Source organism: Cupriavidus sp. D384 (genome assembly GCF_001652915.1).
In the GTDB taxonomy this organism is placed as follows: Bacteria; Pseudomonadota; Gammaproteobacteria; order Burkholderiales; family Burkholderiaceae; genus Cupriavidus.
The window spans coordinates 58,865-74,752 of sequence record NZ_BBQI01000095.1 but is presented as its reverse complement, the minus strand read 5'-3'; the positions used below and the strand labels follow the sequence as shown (position 1 = coordinate 74,752).

Below are 15,888 nucleotides of genomic sequence, written 5' to 3'. Positions count from 1 at the left end.
GCGAGAATCAGGGGGCGGACGGTGCCTCAGGGGGCGTGCTGCGCCGCGTGGGCCGTCGGGGCAGGGGTCTTGTGCGCCCCTTCGGCTACCTGCCAGCGCGCGAACGCGGCCAGGTCGTCATGGACACGCGTGCCGGCGGGCAGGCCGCCCTTGTCCAGCGTGCGCAGGCCCTTGCCGGTGCGTACCAGGTGCGGCACGCAGCCCACGGCCACGCCGGCTTCAAGATCGCGCAGCGAATCGCCCACGGTGGGCACGTTGCGCAGTTCCACGCCAAAGCGCTCGCCGATCTGCTCGTACAGGCCCGACTTCGGCTTGCGGCAGTCGCAGTTGTCGGCGGCGGTATGCGGACAGAAGAACACGGCCTCCACGCGGCCGCCCAGCGCAGCCAGCGCCTTGTACATCTTCTCGTGCATCGCGTTGAGCGCGCTCATCTCGAACAGCCCCCGGCCGATGCCCGACTGGTTGCTGGCAATGACGACGCGATAGCCGGCCTGGTTCAGCATGGCGATGGCTTCGAGGCTGCCGGCGATCGGCACCCACTCGTCGGGGGTCTTGATGAAGTGGTCGCTGTCCAGGTTGACCACGCCATCGCGGTCGAGGATGACGAACTTCGGCAGGGACTGTGGCATGGCGGCTCCGGGGCGGCTTGTAGACAGCTTAGGCGGCCAGCTTCGAAATGTCTGCCACGCGATTGGCCAGGCCGTGCAGCGTGGACAGCAGCGCCAGACGGTTGGCGCGCAGCTTCGCGTCGTCGGCCATCACCATCACGTCGTTGAAGAAACGGTCGACGGCGTCGCGCAGCTGGGCCAGGTCGCGCAGCGCGGCGGTGAAATCGCCACCCGCGAAGGCGGCTTCCACGCCCGGGCGTACGCGTTCGATGGCTTCGAACAGCGCGCCTTCGGCTGCTTCCTGGAACAGTGCCGTGTCGACGGAGCCGATGGCCTCGTCGGTCTTCTTCAGGATGTTCGTGATGCGCTTGTTCGCGGCGGCCAGCGCCTCGGCCTCGGGCAGCGCGGCAAACGTGCGCACGGCTTCCATGCGGGCCAGGATGTCGTGCAGGCTTTGCGGGCGCAGGCTCACCACGGCTTCCACCTCGTTCGTGGTGTAGCCCTTGTCCTTCAGGTAGCCGCGCACGCGGTCGTACAGGAAGTCGGAGATCGCCTCGCGGGCCGGCTTCACGGTGGCAATGCCCGCGAACGCCTGTTCGGTCAGCCCCAGCAGCGTGTCGATCGACACCGCCAGCGGCTTTTCAATCAGCATGCGCAGGATGCCCAGCGCGTGGCGGCGCAGCGCAAACGGGTCCTTCTCGCCCGTGGGCTGCAGGCCGATGCCCCAGATGCCGACCAGCGTTTCGAGCTTGTCGGCCAGCGCCACGGCGGTGCTGACATTGCCCTCGGGCAGCGCGTCGCCGGCAAAGCGCGGGCGGTAGTGCTCGGAGCAGGCCAGCGCCACGTCCTCGGCCTCGTCGTCATGGCGCGCGTAGTACGTGCCCATGGTGCCCTGCAGCTCGGGGAACTCGCCCACCATGTCGGTCAGCAGGTCGGCCTTTGCCAGCTCGGCACCGCGCATCGCGGCAGCCTTGTCGACGGGGGCGCCGGTGGCATTCATCGCGTCGGCAATATGGCCGGCAATCTGCTGCAGGCGCTGCACGCGGTCCAGCTGGCTTCCGATCTTGTTGTGATAGACCACGTTGGCAAGCTGCGGCACGCGCGATGCCAGCGTCTTCTTGCGGTCCTGGTCGAAGAAGAACTTGGCATCGGCCAGGCGCGGGCGCACGACGCGCTCGTTGCCCGAGATGATCGACTGCGGCGTGTCGGTGGCCAGGTTCGAGACGATCAGGAAGCGGTTGCGCAGGTGGCCGGCGGCGTCGGTCAGCGCAAAGTACTTCTGGTTGGTCTGCATCGTCAGGATCAGGCATTCCTGCGGCACGGCGAGGAAGGCTTCCTCGAAATGGCACGGATAGACCACGGGCCATTCGACCAGCGAATTCACTTCGTCCAGCAGCGACTCGGGCATGATCACCTGGTCGGCGCCGGCTTCCTTGAGCAGGGTGGTGCGGATGCGCTCGCGGCGGTCGGCATAGCTGGCGATCACGCGGCCGCGCGATTCCAGCAGGCCCGCGTATTCGCCGGCGTGGGGAATCTCGATGATGCCCTGCGACAGGAAGCGGTGGCCCTGCGTGATGTTGCTGGCCGGCAGGCCGAGCACGGACACCGGCACGATTTCCGCGCCGTAAAGGGCGATCAGGCTGTGCGCCGGGCGCACGAAATGCACCGTGGTGCCGTCCGGGCGCTGGTAGCTCATCAGCTTCGGAATCGGCAGCTTGCCCAGGGTGTCGTCCAGCGCGGCCTGCAGGCCGTCGGCCAGCGCGGCGCCCTTGGCGGTGTAGCGGTAGAAGAACGCATCGGCCTTGCCATCCGAGGCGCGCTCCAGCGTCTGCCAGTCGATCTCGGCCACGCCCACCGACTTTGCCAGGGCGGCCAGCTTCTTGGACAGCGGGGCGGTCGGGGCGCCGTTGGCGTCAAGCGCCACGGTCAGCGGCAGCACCTTTTCGCGCTGTTCGCGATCCGGCGCGGTGCGGCGCACGCCGGTTACCAGGGCGGCCAGGCGGCGCGGCGTGGCAAAGGGCGTCACGGCGGCGCCGGCTTCGAGCAGGTCGCGTGCGCCAAGGCCATCGAACAGCCCCTGTGCGAAGGCTTCGCCCAGGCGGGCCAGCGCCTTCGGCGGCAGTTCTTCGGTGAACAGCTCGATCAGCAGCGAATCGGTCATGGGTTGCGACATGAATCTATCCAACAGGTATGGGCGCGCGCATCAGCAGCGCAGCGCGAGATTGGGTTCCACGCCAGACAGCAGCCACAGGCCGTTCTGCTGGCGGAATTGCAGCGTGGTGTAGGCGCATTGCACGGCCACGCCGGAAGCGCCGCGGGTGCCTGCGGCCGGAAAACGCGCGTCGATGCGATGGGCCCGGCGGTCGTAGCGGATCTCGTCGATGCGCCCGCCCACCCAGAAATCGATCTTCGCGGGCAGCTGCGCGGCGGAATAGTAGGTCCGCACCGTGCGGCGCGAGCGCCCGCCGTTTTCTTCCCATTCGACCCACTGCAGCGGGTAGCGGATGGCGCTCTCGTAGGCGCGCAGCGGCACGCGGTGCCAGCCGAGGTCGCGCGACCCGGACAGGTCGCACGAGAACGAACGCACCAGCTGCGTCCACTGGTCGATCGACGACAGCGACGGGCGCCAGTGCCGCGTGATGGCCTGCTGCAGCGCCTGGGTATCCGCCTCGCAGATATTGGTCAGGTCGGACGGCAGGTACAGCGCCTGGGGCGATGGCGCGGGCGACGTCCGCGCGGCGGCAAACGCGCTGCCGGCAGGCGACAGCGCAACCGGCACGGCAAACGCCATCAGTGCCAGCGCGCCGCGCACGCGGGCCGTCATGCGCGGGCCCCGTTGTTGCACATCGGGAAGCCCAGCGCCTCGCGCGAATCGTAGTAGGCCTGCGCGACCATGCGCGACAGGTTGCGGATCCGGCCGATATAGGCGGCGCGCTCGGTCACCGAAATGGCACCGCGCGCATCCAGCAGGTTGAACGTATGTGCCGCCTTCAGCACCTGCTCGTAGGCCGGCAGCGCCAGGCGGGTGTCGGTCAGCTTCGGCGTGCCGTCTTCGTTCTTCTCGCCGGCATCGCCCATCAGGCGGCGGGCCTCGCCCTCGTGCTCGGCAAAGTGGCGGAACAGGATGTCGGTGTTGCTGTGCTCGAAGTTGTAGGTGGACTGCTCCACCTCGTTCTGGTGGTAGACGTCACCGTAGGTCAGGCGTCGCGTCTCGCCGTTCTCTTCCCACTCGGTCCAGACCAGGTCGTAGACGTTTTCCACCTTCTGCAGGTACATCGCCAGGCGTTCGATGCCGTAGGTGATTTCGCCGGTAATCGGCTTGCAGTCGATGCCGCCCACCTGCTGGAAGTACGTGAACTGCGTGACTTCCATGCCGTTGAGCCAGACTTCCCAGCCCAGGCCCCAGGCGCCGAGCGTCGGATTTTCCCAGTCGTCCTCGACGAAGCGGATGTCGTTCTGCTTCAGGTCCAGGCCCAGCGCTTCCAGCGAGCCCAGGTACAGCTCCAGGATGTTCTCGGGCGCCGGCTTCAGTACCACCTGGTACTGGTAGTAGTGCTGCAGGCGGTTCGGGTTCTCGCCGTAACGGCCGTCCTTGGGCCGGCGCGACGGCTGCACGTAGGCGGCGCGCCACGGCTCGGGGCCGATCGCGCGCAGGAACGTGTGCACGTGGGACGTACCGGCGCCGACCTCCAGATCGATCGGTTGCAGCAATGCGCAACCCTGCCGGTCCCAGTAGGCCTGCAGGGTCAGAATCATTTGTTGGAAGGTCAGCATAGGAAGACGAAATGGAAAGCTGGCGGGCAAGTGCGCGAACCGTCTCGCGCCGGGTTTGCCAAACCTTGGATTCTATCGGGTTTTTGGCCTCTCTCAGCCGGGAACAGGCATGAAAACGGTATCGCAGGGCACGAATCGTGCATGCAGCGGGTGTCGGGCCGGCGCAACGGGTCGGGTAAATCCTGACACGGGTTTCAGAACTGTCCGATAGGTGCCGATACCGTTTTTGTATACAGTAAAAGCACGCGGTCACCGAATCACAAACCAGATGGCCGCCAGGCCGGATTGCGGGCCTGCCGGGGCAGGAAGCGTCAGCTTTCAGCGTGGCGGGCCGTTAACGCGATGCGGGCTCGAAATAACAACTTCAAGGGGATTGGTCATGTCGCTGCTGTCTCGCAAGCCTTATATCGTCGCCATCGCCGTGATGGTGGCCGCCGCCGCCGTCTCGATGGCGACCTCGCTGGTCGGTTAATCCAGCAACCGGCGCCGCCCCCGCAGCGCCAGCAACAACACGAGCACGCTGCCGGCCAGTGCCGGCACGTTGCCCCAGCGGATATAGGGCGTCAGCCCCTGCATGCCCTGCACATCCGCCGTCAGCGTACCCACCTCGAACGTCGGCAGCTTCGCCTGCACCGTGCCGTCTGGCCGGACCACGGCCGTCATGCCGGTATTGGTCGCGCGCAGCATCGGCCGGCGCATTTCCAGCGCCCGCATGCGCGAGATCTGCAGGTGCTGGTCCAGCGCGATGGTGTCTCCGAACCAGGCCAGGTTGGTGACGTTCGCCAGCAGATTGGCGGGCGTGGCCTGCTGCCGCAGCGTGGCGGCGATTTCCTCGCCGAACAGATCCTCGTAGCAGATATTGGGTGCCACATGGATGCCCCGCACCGGCACGGCCGGCTGGTCCAGCGTGCCGCGCCGGAAGTCGCCCAGCGGCATCTTCATCATGTTGACGAACCAGTGGAAGCCGAACGGGATGAATTCGCCGAACGGCACCAGATGGTGTTTGTTGTAGCGGTAGAGCGCCTCCATCTCGGGCCCGATCGCAAACACGCTGTTGGTGAAGTCCACCGGCGAATCGGCGCCCGCCGCACCAAAGACGACCGTCGTGCCGGTCTTCTCCATATAGGTGCGCACATCCCTGGCGATATCCAGCGGCAGGTCCTGCAGAATCACCGGGAACGCGGTTTCTGGCGTGACGACAAGGTCAGCCGGCGCTGCTGTGATCATGTCGCGGTACAGTTCCAGCGAGCGCTGGATGCCTACCGGCTCGAACTTGATGTCCTGCGCCACGTTGCCCTGCAGCAGCCGCACGCTGACGGGCTTGCCGATCGGGGTGGTGTACGCAACTGGCGCCAGCGCCATCCCGCCGCCTAGCGTGACGGCCACCAGCCCGGCCGACCAGGCGGCGACACGTGCAGCGCCCGGCTCGGCGCGGCGCAGCGCAGCGCGCACGGCGACGACCAGCAACGCCGCCGACGCCGCCGCCAGGAACGTGATGCCATAAACACCGATGAGCGGCGCGAAGCCCGAAAGCGGGCCATCGGTATGGGGATAGCCGCTGCCCAGCCACGGGAAACCGGTGAACACCACGCCGCGCAGCCATTCCGACAGGGCCCACGCGGCAGCGAACGCCAGCGCGGCCAGAATGCCGCCACGGCCGCGACGGGTCAGCCAGTGCCAGACGCCGGCGGCCAGCGCCGGCCATAGCGACAGGTACGCCCCGAACAGCACCACGGCCAGTGCGGCCATCCACGCCGGCATCTCGCCATAGACGTGCATGCTGATATACAGCCACCAGATGCCGGACAGGAACCAGCCCATGCCGAAGGCGTAGGCCGTGGCGGCCGCCGCACGCGGGCGCGCGGTATCGGCGACCAGCGCCACCAGCCCGGCCAGCGACAGGATCTGCAGCCACCACCAGTCATGCGGCGCAAACGCCTGCGTGTGGGCCACGCCCAGTGCTGCGGCGATCAGCAGCCGGAACAGCACACCCTGGAGCGATGCGCGCTGGGCAGCGCCAGCTGGTGCGGAAGAGGGGGAGGCTGGACCGGCGCCGATCAGCGGATCGGCGCGGCGGGTACCCACGGCGTCGGGCGTGCCGGCGCGCTTCATGCGTCGGCCACGCCGTTCGTGTCGGCCGGAGCCTCGCGGTGTACCTGCAGCAGATGCACCTGGCGCGCGTCGGCGCGCAGCACTTCGAAACGGATTGGCGGCAAGGTGATGATCTCGCCGCGATGCGGGACATGGCCCACGTGGTTGGTCAGCAGGCCGCCCACCGTATCGACGTCATCGTTCGGGAATGCCGTGCCGAACGCCTCGTTGAACTGTTCGATCTCGGTCAGCCCGCGCACGCGCCAGGCCCCGTCCGTGGTGGGCAGGATCATGTCCTGGTCTTCGTCCAGGTCGAATTCGTCCTCGATGTCGCCAACGATCTGTTCGAGCACGTCCTCGATCGTGACCAGCCCGGCCACGCCGCCATACTCGTCGACAACGATCGCAATATGGTTGCGATTGATACGGAATTCGCGCAGCAGGATGTTCAGCCGCTTCGACTCCGGAATGAACACGGCCGGGCGCAGTGTCTCGCGCAGGTCGAAGTTCTCGTCGGTGTAGTAGCGCAGCAGGTCCTTGGCCAGCAGGATGCCGATGATGTTGTCGCGATTGCCCTCATACACCGGAAAGCGCGAGTGCGCGGTCTGCTGCATGTAGGGGATGAACGCTTCTGGCGTATCCGCGATGTTGACCGCATCCATCTGGGCGCGGGGCACCATGATGTCGCGCGCCGTCAGTTCCGACACCTGGAACACACCCTCGATCATCGAGAGCGAATCGGCGTCGATCAGGTTGCGCTCATGCGCGTCCTGCAGCACTTCCAGCAGTTCGGCGCGGGTGTCCGGCTCGGGGGAAATGAAATCCGAAAGACGTTCGAGAAGGGATCGGGGCCGATCCTGCTGCCTGAAGCTGGCAGGCTTCGAACTGGGATAGGGGTCGTTCATGTCGCGGCTAGCGCGTGGTGGAGATCGTCTGAAGCATACACTAAAAGGCTTGCAGCCCCGTGACGCCAGCATTGCAATGGCGCCGGCATCACGGGCGTCAGCCTTTTGTGCTTATTCGCGCACAGGCTGGTACGGGTCGCTGAAGCCCAGCGCCTGCAGCGTTTCGGTCTCGATGGCCTCCATTTCCTCGGCCTCGGCGTCGTCCTCGTGTTCGTAGCCTTGCGCGTGCAGCACGCCATGGACGATCAGGTGCGCATAGTGCGCCTCCAGCGGCTTCTTCTGCTGCTTTGCCTCGGCTTCCACCACCGGGCAGCACAGCACGATGTCGCCGCTGACCGGGTCGTCGGCCGTCTCGGCGTAGGCAAATGTCAGGACATTGGTCGCGTAGTCCTTGCCGCGATAGGTGCGGTTCAGCGCGCGGCCTTCTTCCTCGTCGACAAAACGGATGGTCAGCGCGGCATCGTCATACAGGGCCGACTTCACGCATTTTTCGATCTGCTTGCGCGTCGGCACGCCCGGGCGCCTGCGGATGCCATCGCCGAACTGGATGTCGAGATCCACCTCGGCCGGCGTGGCCGGCGTGCCCGTGGTGGTCACGATCGGCGTGGCGGTCACGGCCACCGACAGCGCATCGCCGTTGTCGGGGCGCATCAGCAGGCCGGCCTGCTGGCGCGGGTCGGTGTGTTCGGCCAGCAGCGCCACCACGCCGTCGGTGGCCTGGGACAGGTCCAGCGTCAGGCTGCGGCCGTCGGCCAGCTGGATGCGCAGCGCGTGGGCCGACGCCTTGCGGGCGCGGCCGTCGGCATCGAACAGGACAACGCGCGTGGCGTCGGGCGTCTTTGTTGCGGGAGACTTCTTGGTCAAGATCAGGCGTCCTTGTGCTGGGCGTGATATTCGTCGTAGGCATCGACGATGCGTGCCACCAGCGGATGGCGCACCACGTCGATGCTGGAAAAGCGTGTGAAAGCGACGCCGCGCACCTCGCGCAGCACGTGCTGCGCCTCCACCAGGCCGCTCTTCTGGCCGCGCGGCAGGTCGATCTGCGTGGTGTCGCCGGTGATCACGGCCTTCGAGCCGAAGCCGATCCGCGTCAGGAACATCTTCATCTGTTCCGGCGTGGTGTTCTGGGCTTCGTCCAGGATGATGAAGGCGTGGTTCAGCGTGCGGCCGCGCATGTAGGCCAGCGGCGCGATCTCGATCATCTGGCGCTCGAACATCTTCTGCGTGCGATCGAAGCCCAGCAGGTCGTACAGCGCGTCGTACAACGGACGCAGGTACGGGTCCACCTTCTGGGCCAGGTCGCCCGGCAGGAAGCCGAGCCGCTCGCCGGCTTCCACGGCCGGGCGCGTCAGCACGATGCGCTTGACCGCATCGCGCTCCAGCGCGTCCACGGCGCAGGCCACGGCCAGATAGGTCTTGCCGGTGCCGGCTGGCCCGACACCAAGCGTCAGGTCGTGCGACAGGATGTGCCGCAGGTACTCGCGCTGCGTGGCCGTACGGCCCTGCAGCCCGGCACGGCGCGTGTGCAGTACCGGCGAATCGTCGTCAGGATCCGTCGCGCCACCGTTTTCCTCGTTGCCGGGCAGGTAGGCCCCGTGCGCGGCGATCTGGCGCGATTCCACCAGCCCAAGCTGCACGTCGTCGATCGACAGCGTGACCCTGGCGTTGTTGTAGAAGCGCTCCAGCGCCAGCGCTGCGTCCTGCGCGCGCTCGCCACGCACCGTCATGCGATGGCCGCGGCGCTGGATCGTCACGTCCAGCGCCTGTTCGATCTGGCGCAGGTTTTCATCCAGCGGCCCGCACAGGTTCTGCAGGCGCGTGTTGTCGTCCTTGGGGGCGACAAATTCTGCTGTCGGAATCTTCATAAAGGCTTATTGACGCACGACGATTTCACCGCGCAGCGAGTGCGGGAACGCCTGCGTGATGTTCACGTCGACCATCTGGCCGACCATGCGGTCGCGCTGGGCCTGGGGGATGCCCGGCAGCGCGAAGTTGACCACCCGGTTGTTCTCGGTGCGGCCGTGCAGTTCGGTCGGGTCCTTGCGGGCCGGGCCTTCCACCAGGATGCGCTGCACCGTGCCAACCATGCCCTGGCTGATCCGCACCACATTTTCTTCAATTGCGGCCTGCAGGATCTGCAGGCGGCGCAGCTTCACGTCATGTGGCGTGTCGTCGTGCAGGTTCGCGGCCGGCGTGCCGGGGCGCGGGCTGAAGATGAACGAGAACGACGTGTCATAGCCGATCTCGTGGACCATCGCCATCAGCTTGTCGAAGTCGGCATCGGTCTCGCCAGGGAAGCCGATGATGAAGTCCGACGACATCGACATGTCCGGGCGGATGGTGCGCAGGCGGCGGATGATGCTCTTGTACTCCAGCACGCTGTAGCCGCGCTTCATCGCCATCAACACGCGATCCGACGCATGCTGCACGGGCAGGTGCAGGTGGTTCACAAGCTTGTCGCAGCGTTCGTACAGTTCCACCAGGCGCGAGGTGAATTCCTTCGGATGGCTGGTGGTGTAGCGGATGCGCTCGATGCCGGGAATCTCGGCCACGTATTCGATCAGCAGCGCGAAGTCGGCGATTTCGCTGGTGCCGCCCATCGTGCCGCGGTAGGCGTTCACGTTCTGGCCCAGCAGCGTCACCTCGCGCACGCCCTGGTCGGCCAGTCCGGCCACTTCGGCCAGCACGTCCTCGAACGGACGCGACACTTCCTCGCCGCGCGTGTAGGGCACCACGCAGTAGCTGCAGTACTTGGAGCAGCCTTCCATGATCGACACGAAGGCGCTCGGGCCATCCACGCGCGCCGGCGGCAGGTGGTCGAACTTTTCGATTTCCGGGAACGAGATGTCGACCTGCGACAGTCCGGTGGACTGGCGGCGGTTGATCAGGTCGGGCAGGCGGTGCAGCGTCTGCGGGCCGAACACGACGTCGACGTACGGGGCGCGCGACACGATCGCCGCGCCTTCCTGGCTGGCCACGCAACCGCCCACGCCGATCACCAGGTCGGGCTTGGCGGCCTTGAGCGCCTTCATGCGGCCCAGTTCGGAGAACACCTTCTCCTGGGCCTTCTCGCGGATCGAACAGGTGTTGAACAGGATCACGTCGGCGTCTTCGACGTTGTCCGTGGGCTCCATGCCCTGCGTGGCGTTCAGCACGTCCACCATCTTGTCCGAGTCGTACTCGTTCATCTGGCAGCCGTACGTTTTGACAAATACCTTCTTCATGGTGCCGGTCTCAGTGGTTTACCTGGGGGCATCAGGGCACAACAGGTTGATTCGGAAAGGGTCAGTGCGCGGCCTTCCATGCCTTCACTTCCGCGTCGGTCAGTACCCACGCGGTCAGCAACTGCCCATAGAGGTCGAGCTTGTATCGCACGTTGAGCTTCTTGCCGGCCACCGCGTTCGGGTTCATCAGCACGGTGTCGGTGCTGAAGAGCCGCAGTCCGGGGGCCAAGCCGTGAGTCTTGCCGTCGAGCTTTGCCTGCAGCGGATCGGTGGCCGTCGGACGCGCCAGTTCCAGGCGTGCCATCTGGGCATCGTCCGGAATCACGCGTACCGGGGTGCCGGCCATCGCCAGGTTTGCCACCTGGGTCGTGACCTGCCCGGTGGTCTGGGTCGTGGTCTGGACGGTCTGCGCCATGGCAGGGGCGGCGGACAACAGCAACACTGCGGCGCACGCGATGTGCGACGAACGCGACAACAGCTTCAGCATGAAGGCTCCCGACAAGAAATACAGCGATCGTTCTTGGAATACCGCCGGCGCCGGACGCCATCACGCTTGCAGCCATCGCGCAGGCAGGGTAACCCGCGATTTTACCCGTTTGCGCCCTGGGCGGGGGAAGCGCGCGCCGGGCATTTGTGGCGTAGCCGCCTCAGAACAGGCAGGATGCCTCTTGCAGCACGCGCTGCTTGGAGACGGTGCCCATCAGTTCGCGGCTGGTGGCGTCGCGCACCAGGGGGATGCGGTTGATGCCGTGCTCGGAGAAGATCGCCAGGGCGTCGCGCAAGCGCGAGTCGGGTGTCAGGGAGGGGAACGCCAGGTCGCCCAGGCTCGGCAGTGTGGCGTCAGGCGCCTCGCGCTGCGCGCGCTGGACCGCATGGATCGAGATCGCGCCCAGCAGCGTGCCGGCCGCATCCACCAGGTACAGGTAGCGCGTGCCGGTTTCGGCAAACTTGTCGGCCGCCTGCGCCACCGTGGCAGCGGGGTCGATCACCGTACTGGTCGGATCGCACAGCCCGGCCAGGCGCAGGCCGCGGGCCCGCTCCACGGCCGCCGACGCCTGCGCGCGCTCGACCACCACGCTGTAGAGCGACAAGGTCTGACAGCGCGACGCCGTGTAGTACGCCGCCACCGCGCCGATCATCAGCGGCAGCAGCAGCGTGGGCGCCAGCGTCATTTCGAAGACCATCAGGATCGACATCAGCGGCGCCTGGCTGGTGGCCGCCAGGAAGGCCGTCATGCCCACCAGCGGCAGCACGGGCGTGGCGGTTCCGCCCGGAATGCCCAGCGCCACCAGCTGGCCCAGTGCCGCGCCCACGAACATCGATGGCGTGAACACGCCGCCCACGGCCCCCGAGCCCATGCTGACCACGGTAGCCACCAGCTTGGCAAGCAGCACGCCCCAGACCGCAACCGAAAGCGGTTCGTTGCGCAGGATCGTCTGGATGGTGTAGTAGCCGTTGCCCACCACTTCCGGCACCACGATGGCCAGCAGTCCCACCAGCAGGCCGCCCAGCGCCAGGCGCGCCACGGGGCCGCCGGGCACGTGCCGGAATCCGGCGCGGGCCAGCGTATTGGCGCGCATGAACACCGCCCCCGACACCCCGGCAATCAGGCCGATGCCGGCGGCGGCCAGCAGCAGGTGCGGCTGCTGGAGCAGGTCGGGGCCGATATGCAGGCCCGAGTAGAGCGGTTCCAGCCCGCCGTGCCACTGGCTGACCATGGTGCCGGCCACCGAAGCCAGCAACAGCGGCATCAGGCGCTGCACGGCCAGTGCGCCAAACACGACTTCGGCCACGAACACCGCAGCCGACAAGGGGGTGTGGTAGGCAGTAGCCAGGCCGGCCGCAGCGCCGCAGGCCGTCAGCATGCGTCGCATGTTGCTGTCGCCGGCGGCCTGGTCGGCGCGCCCGGACGGGAAAATGGACCCGGTCAGCGCGGCCAGCTGGATCATCGCGCCCTCCTTGCCGACCGAGCTGCCCGAGACGATCGAGCAGAACGACGACAGCGCACGCAGCAGCGTGATGCGCACCGGCAGGCGGCCCGTGCCGCGCGCCACGGCTTCCATGTATTCGCTGGGCAGGGTTTCGGTGCGCGCATAACGCTGGGCCGCCACCAGCAGCGCACCGGCCAGGGCGCCGCCCACCATCGGGATCACGACCCGCCAGGCCAGCGCCAGGCCCGCGAAGATCATCACGATATCGGCGTCCTTGCCGAACATGACCAGGCCGCTGGCTTCCAGTGCTTCCTTGAACAGCGTGGTCACGATGCCGGCCAGCAGACCCACGGGGATGGCCGCAAAGAGCGTGACTTCCTGGTCTTCGACGAAACGGAACCGCATGGCGATTGGGGGAAGAGCGATGGGAGGGGGCTGGCGCGCTCCGGCGCCGGGTGGCCGTCATGATAGCGCAGCGCCACCTGGGGTCGACAAGCGGCGCGCCGGTTTCCACAGACTGGTACACTACGGGCCTTTCCAGCCCGGGAACGGGGGCAATCGACCCATCCCGCCGGCCCTGACCCTCAGGTACGGTTATCTACCCGAGCTGTCCCACGATTGGCGCACATCTGCTGCGTAACGGGCAGCCGAAGCGTCAATTCATGTCTTTTTCCGAACTCGGCTTGTCCGACAAGCTGGTGCGTGCCGTGGCCGAACAGGGCTACACCACGCCGACCCCGATTCAGGCGCAAGCCATTCCCGCAATTCTGAAAGGTGGCGATCTCCTCGCCGGTGCCCAGACCGGCACTGGCAAGACCGCTGGCTTCACCCTGCCGATGCTGCAGTTGCTGGGCGATGCCGCGGCACGCAACCCGGCGCCGCGCGGCACCCGTCCGCAGGTACGCGCCCTGGTGCTGACCCCCACGCGCGAACTCGCCGCACAGGTCGAGGAAAGCGTGCGCAACTACGGCAAGTACCTGAAGCTGCGCTCGATGGTGATGTTCGGCGGCGTCGGCATCAATCCGCAGATCGACGCGCTCAAGCGTGGCGTGGACATCGTGGTAGCCACCCCCGGACGCCTGCTCGATCACGTGTCCCAGCGCACCATCGACCTGTCCCACGTGGAACTGCTGGTGCTCGATGAAGCCGACCGCATGCTCGACATGGGCTTCATCCACGACATCCGCAAGATCCTGAACGTGCTGCCGGCCAAGCGGCAGAACCTGCTGTTCTCGGCCACGTTCTCGGACGATATCCGCGCGCTGGCCGACCGCCTGCTGAACAACCCGGCCTCGATCGAGGTGGCCCGCCGCAACACCACGGCCGAAACCGTGGCGCAGCGCGTGTTCCCCGTGGACCGCGAGCGCAAGCGCGAACTGCTGGCCCACCTGGTGCGCCAGCACGACTGGCACCAGGTGCTGGTGTTCACGCGTACCAAGCACGGGGCCAACCGCCTGGCGGAACAGCTGACCAAGGATGGCCTGTCCGCGCTGGCGATCCACGGCAACAAGAGCCAGTCGGCCCGCACCCGCGCGCTGACCGAGTTCAAGGCCGGCACGCTGCGCCTGCTGGTGGCGACCGATATTGCCGCACGCGGCATCGACATCGACCAGCTGCCGCACGTGGTGAACTTCGACCTGCCCAACGTGCCCGAGGACTACGTCCACCGTATCGGCCGCACGGGCCGCGCGGGCGCCGAAGGCGAGGCGATCTCGCTGGTCTGCGTCGATGAACACGGCCTGCTGCGCGATATCGAGCGCCTGATCAAGCGCCAGATCGAACAGGTGGCGCTGCCCGGGTTTGAAGTGGACCCGAGCATTGCGGCCGAGCCGATCCAGAAGGGCCGCCAGCAACGCGGCGGCCCGCAGCAGGGCCGTGGCGGCCAGCCGCGTGGCAACGGCGGTGGCAATGCCAATGGCGGCGAGCGCCGTGCGCCGCGTGCTCCGCAAGGGCAGCGCCAGGAATCGGGCGGTCAGTCGGCCGGTCAGCCGGGCCAGTCGCGCCAGCCGCGTCCCGCGCAGGGCGCGCAGCCGGCTCGCGGCGACGGCCGCACCGGCAATGGCAATGGCAACGGTTCGGGCAATGGCGCCGCCAAGCCGGCGGGCCAGCGTCCGCAGCAGGCCCGTTCGCAGCAGCCGCCGCGCCCGCAGCAGGCCCGTCCCCAGCAGCCGCGTCCGGCACAGGATGCAGCGGCTTCGGCACCGGCCCGCAATCGCCGTCCGGCGCCGCAAGCCGCGCTGCTCGGCGGCAGCCGCAAGCCGGCACCCTGACCGGACCTGCCCATGACCAACCCGGATAGCCCACAGTCAGACGCCGATGTCCCCTATGCGGGACTGACGCCCGAGTGCATCCTCGATGCGCTGGAGGCAGCGGGCTTCTATCCGGACGGCCGTCTGCTGGCCCTGAACAGCTACGAGAATCGTGTCTGGCAGGCTGGCATCGAGGACGCCACGCCCGTGGTGGTCAAGTTCTACCGGCCAGGCCGGTGGAGCGACGCGGCCATCCTCGAGGAACATGCGTTCGTGCAGCAACTGGCCGATGCGGAGATTCCCGCCGTGCCGGCGCTGCCGCGGCGCATGGGTGAAGCGCCGGCCAGTACGCTGCTCGCGCACGCGGGCTTCCGCTTCGCCGTGTTTCCGCGCTGCGGCGGCCGCGAGCCGGCACTGGACCAGGCCGCCACGCGCACGTGGCTGGGGCGCTTTATCGGCCGCATTCACGCCTGTGGCGCGGCCACGGCTTACCAGGCACGGCCGGCGCTCGATATCGAGACATTCGGCGTGGCCCCGCGCGACTACCTGCTCGGCCACGACTGCATTCCGGCCGATCTGCTGGCCCCCTGGCGCGCGGCCGTGGACCTGGCGCTCGATGCCGTGCGCCGCTGCTACGAGCGGGCCGGCGACGTGCGCCTGCTGCGCCTGCATGGCGATTGCCATCGCGGCAATGTGCTGTGGATCGATGAAGATGATGCGCGCGGCCGGGGCACGCCAGGCCCGCACTTCGTCGACTTCGACGACAGCCGCATGGGCCCGGCGGTGCAGGACATCTGGATGCTGCTGGAAGGCGATCGTGCGGCAATGCAGGACCAGCTGGCCGACATCGTGGCCGGCTACGAGGACTTTGCCGATTTCGATACGCGCGAGCTGTGGCTGGTAGAGGCGCTGCGCACGCTACGGCTGCTGCACTACAGCGCCTGGCTGGCAAGCCGCTGGCGCGATCCCGCGTTCCCGGCCGCGTTCCCGTGGTTCGGTACCGCGCGCTACTGGCAGGATCGCATCCTGGAACTGCGCGAACAGATCGCGCTGATGGACGAGCCGCCGCTCTGGGCGGCTTGATCCATTCGCTTTCGCCGGGCCGC

General features: G+C 67.4%; 13 protein-coding genes. 2 read left to right on the top strand and 11 right to left on the bottom strand.

All coding sequences use genetic code 11. From position 1 onward, the window contains the following. Positions 1-26: 26 nt before the first annotated feature. The 11 genes from gmhB to A9J21_RS22810 all read right to left on the bottom strand — a co-directional run bounded on the left by gmhB (position 27) and on the right by A9J21_RS22810 (position 12,938). The gene (gmhB, locus tag A9J21_RS22860; protein ID WP_066739456.1) at positions 27-629 is read right to left on the bottom strand and encodes a D-glycero-beta-D-manno-heptose 1,7-bisphosphate 7-phosphatase; all 603 of its coding nucleotides are present in this window, start codon (positions 627-629) and stop codon (positions 27-29) included. A 28-nt stretch (positions 630-657) separates the two neighbouring features. Beyond that, entirely contained in the window at positions 658-2,781 is a 2,124-nt protein-coding gene (gene glyS / locus A9J21_RS22855) for a glycine--tRNA ligase subunit beta (protein ID WP_066739455.1), read from the bottom strand. Between the two features lie 30 nt (positions 2,782-2,811). Continuing rightward, positions 2,812-3,432, bottom strand: a complete 621-nt coding sequence (locus A9J21_RS22850) for a hypothetical protein (RefSeq protein ID WP_066739454.1) — start codon at positions 3,430-3,432, stop codon at positions 2,812-2,814. After that, positions 3,429-4,382: a glycine--tRNA ligase subunit alpha gene (glyQ, locus tag A9J21_RS22845; protein ID WP_066739453.1), complete on the bottom strand. Its 954-nt coding sequence runs from the start codon at positions 4,380-4,382 to the stop codon at positions 3,429-3,431. The genes A9J21_RS22850 and glyQ overlap by 4 nt, the downstream gene beginning before the upstream one ends. A 468-nt stretch (positions 4,383-4,850) precedes the next feature. Continuing rightward, positions 4,851-6,494: an apolipoprotein N-acyltransferase gene (gene lnt / locus A9J21_RS22840; RefSeq protein ID WP_066739452.1), complete on the bottom strand. Its 1,644-nt coding sequence runs from the start codon at positions 6,492-6,494 to the stop codon at positions 4,851-4,853. Next, positions 6,491-7,378, bottom strand: a complete 888-nt coding sequence (locus A9J21_RS22835; RefSeq protein ID WP_066739451.1) for an HlyC/CorC family transporter — start codon at positions 7,376-7,378, stop codon at positions 6,491-6,493. The genes lnt and A9J21_RS22835 overlap by 4 nt, the downstream gene beginning before the upstream one ends. Positions 7,379-7,489: 111 nt before the next feature. Then, positions 7,490-8,245 (bottom strand): rRNA maturation RNase YbeY, encoded by a 756-nt coding sequence (gene ybeY, locus A9J21_RS22830; protein ID WP_404851411.1) that lies wholly within the window; start codon positions 8,243-8,245, stop codon positions 7,490-7,492. After that, entirely contained in the window at positions 8,245-9,243 is a 999-nt protein-coding gene (locus A9J21_RS22825; protein ID WP_066739449.1) for a PhoH family protein, read from the bottom strand. The genes ybeY and A9J21_RS22825 overlap by 1 nt, the downstream gene beginning before the upstream one ends. A 6-nt stretch (positions 9,244-9,249) precedes the next feature. After that, on the bottom strand, positions 9,250-10,602 hold the full coding sequence (gene miaB, locus A9J21_RS22820; protein WP_066739448.1) for a tRNA (N6-isopentenyl adenosine(37)-C2)-methylthiotransferase MiaB: 1,353 nt from the start codon (positions 10,600-10,602) through the stop codon (positions 9,250-9,252). 61 nt (positions 10,603-10,663) lie between these two features. Beyond that, positions 10,664-11,089 carry a hypothetical protein gene (locus A9J21_RS22815; protein WP_066739447.1) on the bottom strand — a complete coding sequence of 142 codons (426 nt, stop codon included), beginning with the start codon at positions 11,087-11,089 and terminating at the stop codon, positions 10,664-10,666. Between the two features lie 160 nt (positions 11,090-11,249). Beyond that, positions 11,250-12,938 carry a ClcB-like voltage-gated chloride channel protein gene (locus A9J21_RS22810; RefSeq protein ID WP_066739446.1) on the bottom strand — a complete coding sequence of 563 codons (1,689 nt, stop codon included), beginning with the start codon at positions 12,936-12,938 and terminating at the stop codon, positions 11,250-11,252. 257 nt (positions 12,939-13,195) lie between these two features. Here A9J21_RS22810 and A9J21_RS22805 point away from each other — a divergent pair, with 257 nt between their 5' ends. Both A9J21_RS22805 and A9J21_RS22800 read left to right on the top strand, forming a co-directional pair. Continuing rightward, positions 13,196-14,803 carry a DEAD/DEAH box helicase gene (locus A9J21_RS22805; protein WP_066739445.1) on the top strand — a complete coding sequence of 536 codons (1,608 nt, stop codon included), beginning with the start codon at positions 13,196-13,198 and terminating at the stop codon, positions 14,801-14,803. Positions 14,804-14,815: 12 nt separating this feature from the next. Next, on the top strand, positions 14,816-15,865 hold the full coding sequence (locus tag A9J21_RS22800; protein ID WP_066739444.1) for a serine/threonine protein kinase: 1,050 nt from the start codon (positions 14,816-14,818) through the stop codon (positions 15,863-15,865). Positions 15,866-15,888 lie beyond the last annotated feature (23 nt).

What these genes read in the sequence shown, in the direction of transcription:
- gmhB (WP_066739456.1), bottom strand. Translation starts at nt 629, where the DNA reads ATGCCACAGTCCCTGCCGAAGTTCGTCATCCTCGACCGCGATGGCGTG.
- glyS (WP_066739455.1), bottom strand. Translation starts at nt 2,781, where the DNA reads ATGTCGCAACCCATGACCGATTCGCTGCTGATCGAGCTGTTCACCGAA.
- A9J21_RS22850 (WP_066739454.1), bottom strand. Translation starts at nt 3,432, where the DNA reads ATGACGGCCCGCGTGCGCGGCGCGCTGGCACTGATGGCGTTTGCCGTG.
- glyQ (WP_066739453.1), bottom strand. Translation starts at nt 4,382, where the DNA reads ATGCTGACCTTCCAACAAATGATTCTGACCCTGCAGGCCTACTGGGAC.
- lnt (WP_066739452.1), bottom strand. Translation starts at nt 6,494, where the DNA reads ATGAAGCGCGCCGGCACGCCCGACGCCGTGGGTACCCGCCGCGCCGAT.
- A9J21_RS22835 (WP_066739451.1), bottom strand. Translation starts at nt 7,378, where the DNA reads ATGAACGACCCCTATCCCAGTTCGAAGCCTGCCAGCTTCAGGCAGCAG.
- A9J21_RS22825 (WP_066739449.1), bottom strand. Translation starts at nt 9,243, where the DNA reads ATGAAGATTCCGACAGCAGAATTTGTCGCCCCCAAGGACGACAACACG.
- miaB (WP_066739448.1), bottom strand. Translation starts at nt 10,602, where the DNA reads ATGAAGAAGGTATTTGTCAAAACGTACGGCTGCCAGATGAACGAGTAC.
- A9J21_RS22815 (WP_066739447.1), bottom strand. Translation starts at nt 11,089, where the DNA reads ATGCTGAAGCTGTTGTCGCGTTCGTCGCACATCGCGTGCGCCGCAGTG.
- A9J21_RS22810 (WP_066739446.1), bottom strand. Translation starts at nt 12,938, where the DNA reads ATGCGGTTCCGTTTCGTCGAAGACCAGGAAGTCACGCTCTTTGCGGCC.
- A9J21_RS22805 (WP_066739445.1), top strand. Translation starts at nt 13,196, where the DNA reads ATGTCTTTTTCCGAACTCGGCTTGTCCGACAAGCTGGTGCGTGCCGTG.
- A9J21_RS22800 (WP_066739444.1), top strand. Translation starts at nt 14,816, where the DNA reads ATGACCAACCCGGATAGCCCACAGTCAGACGCCGATGTCCCCTATGCG.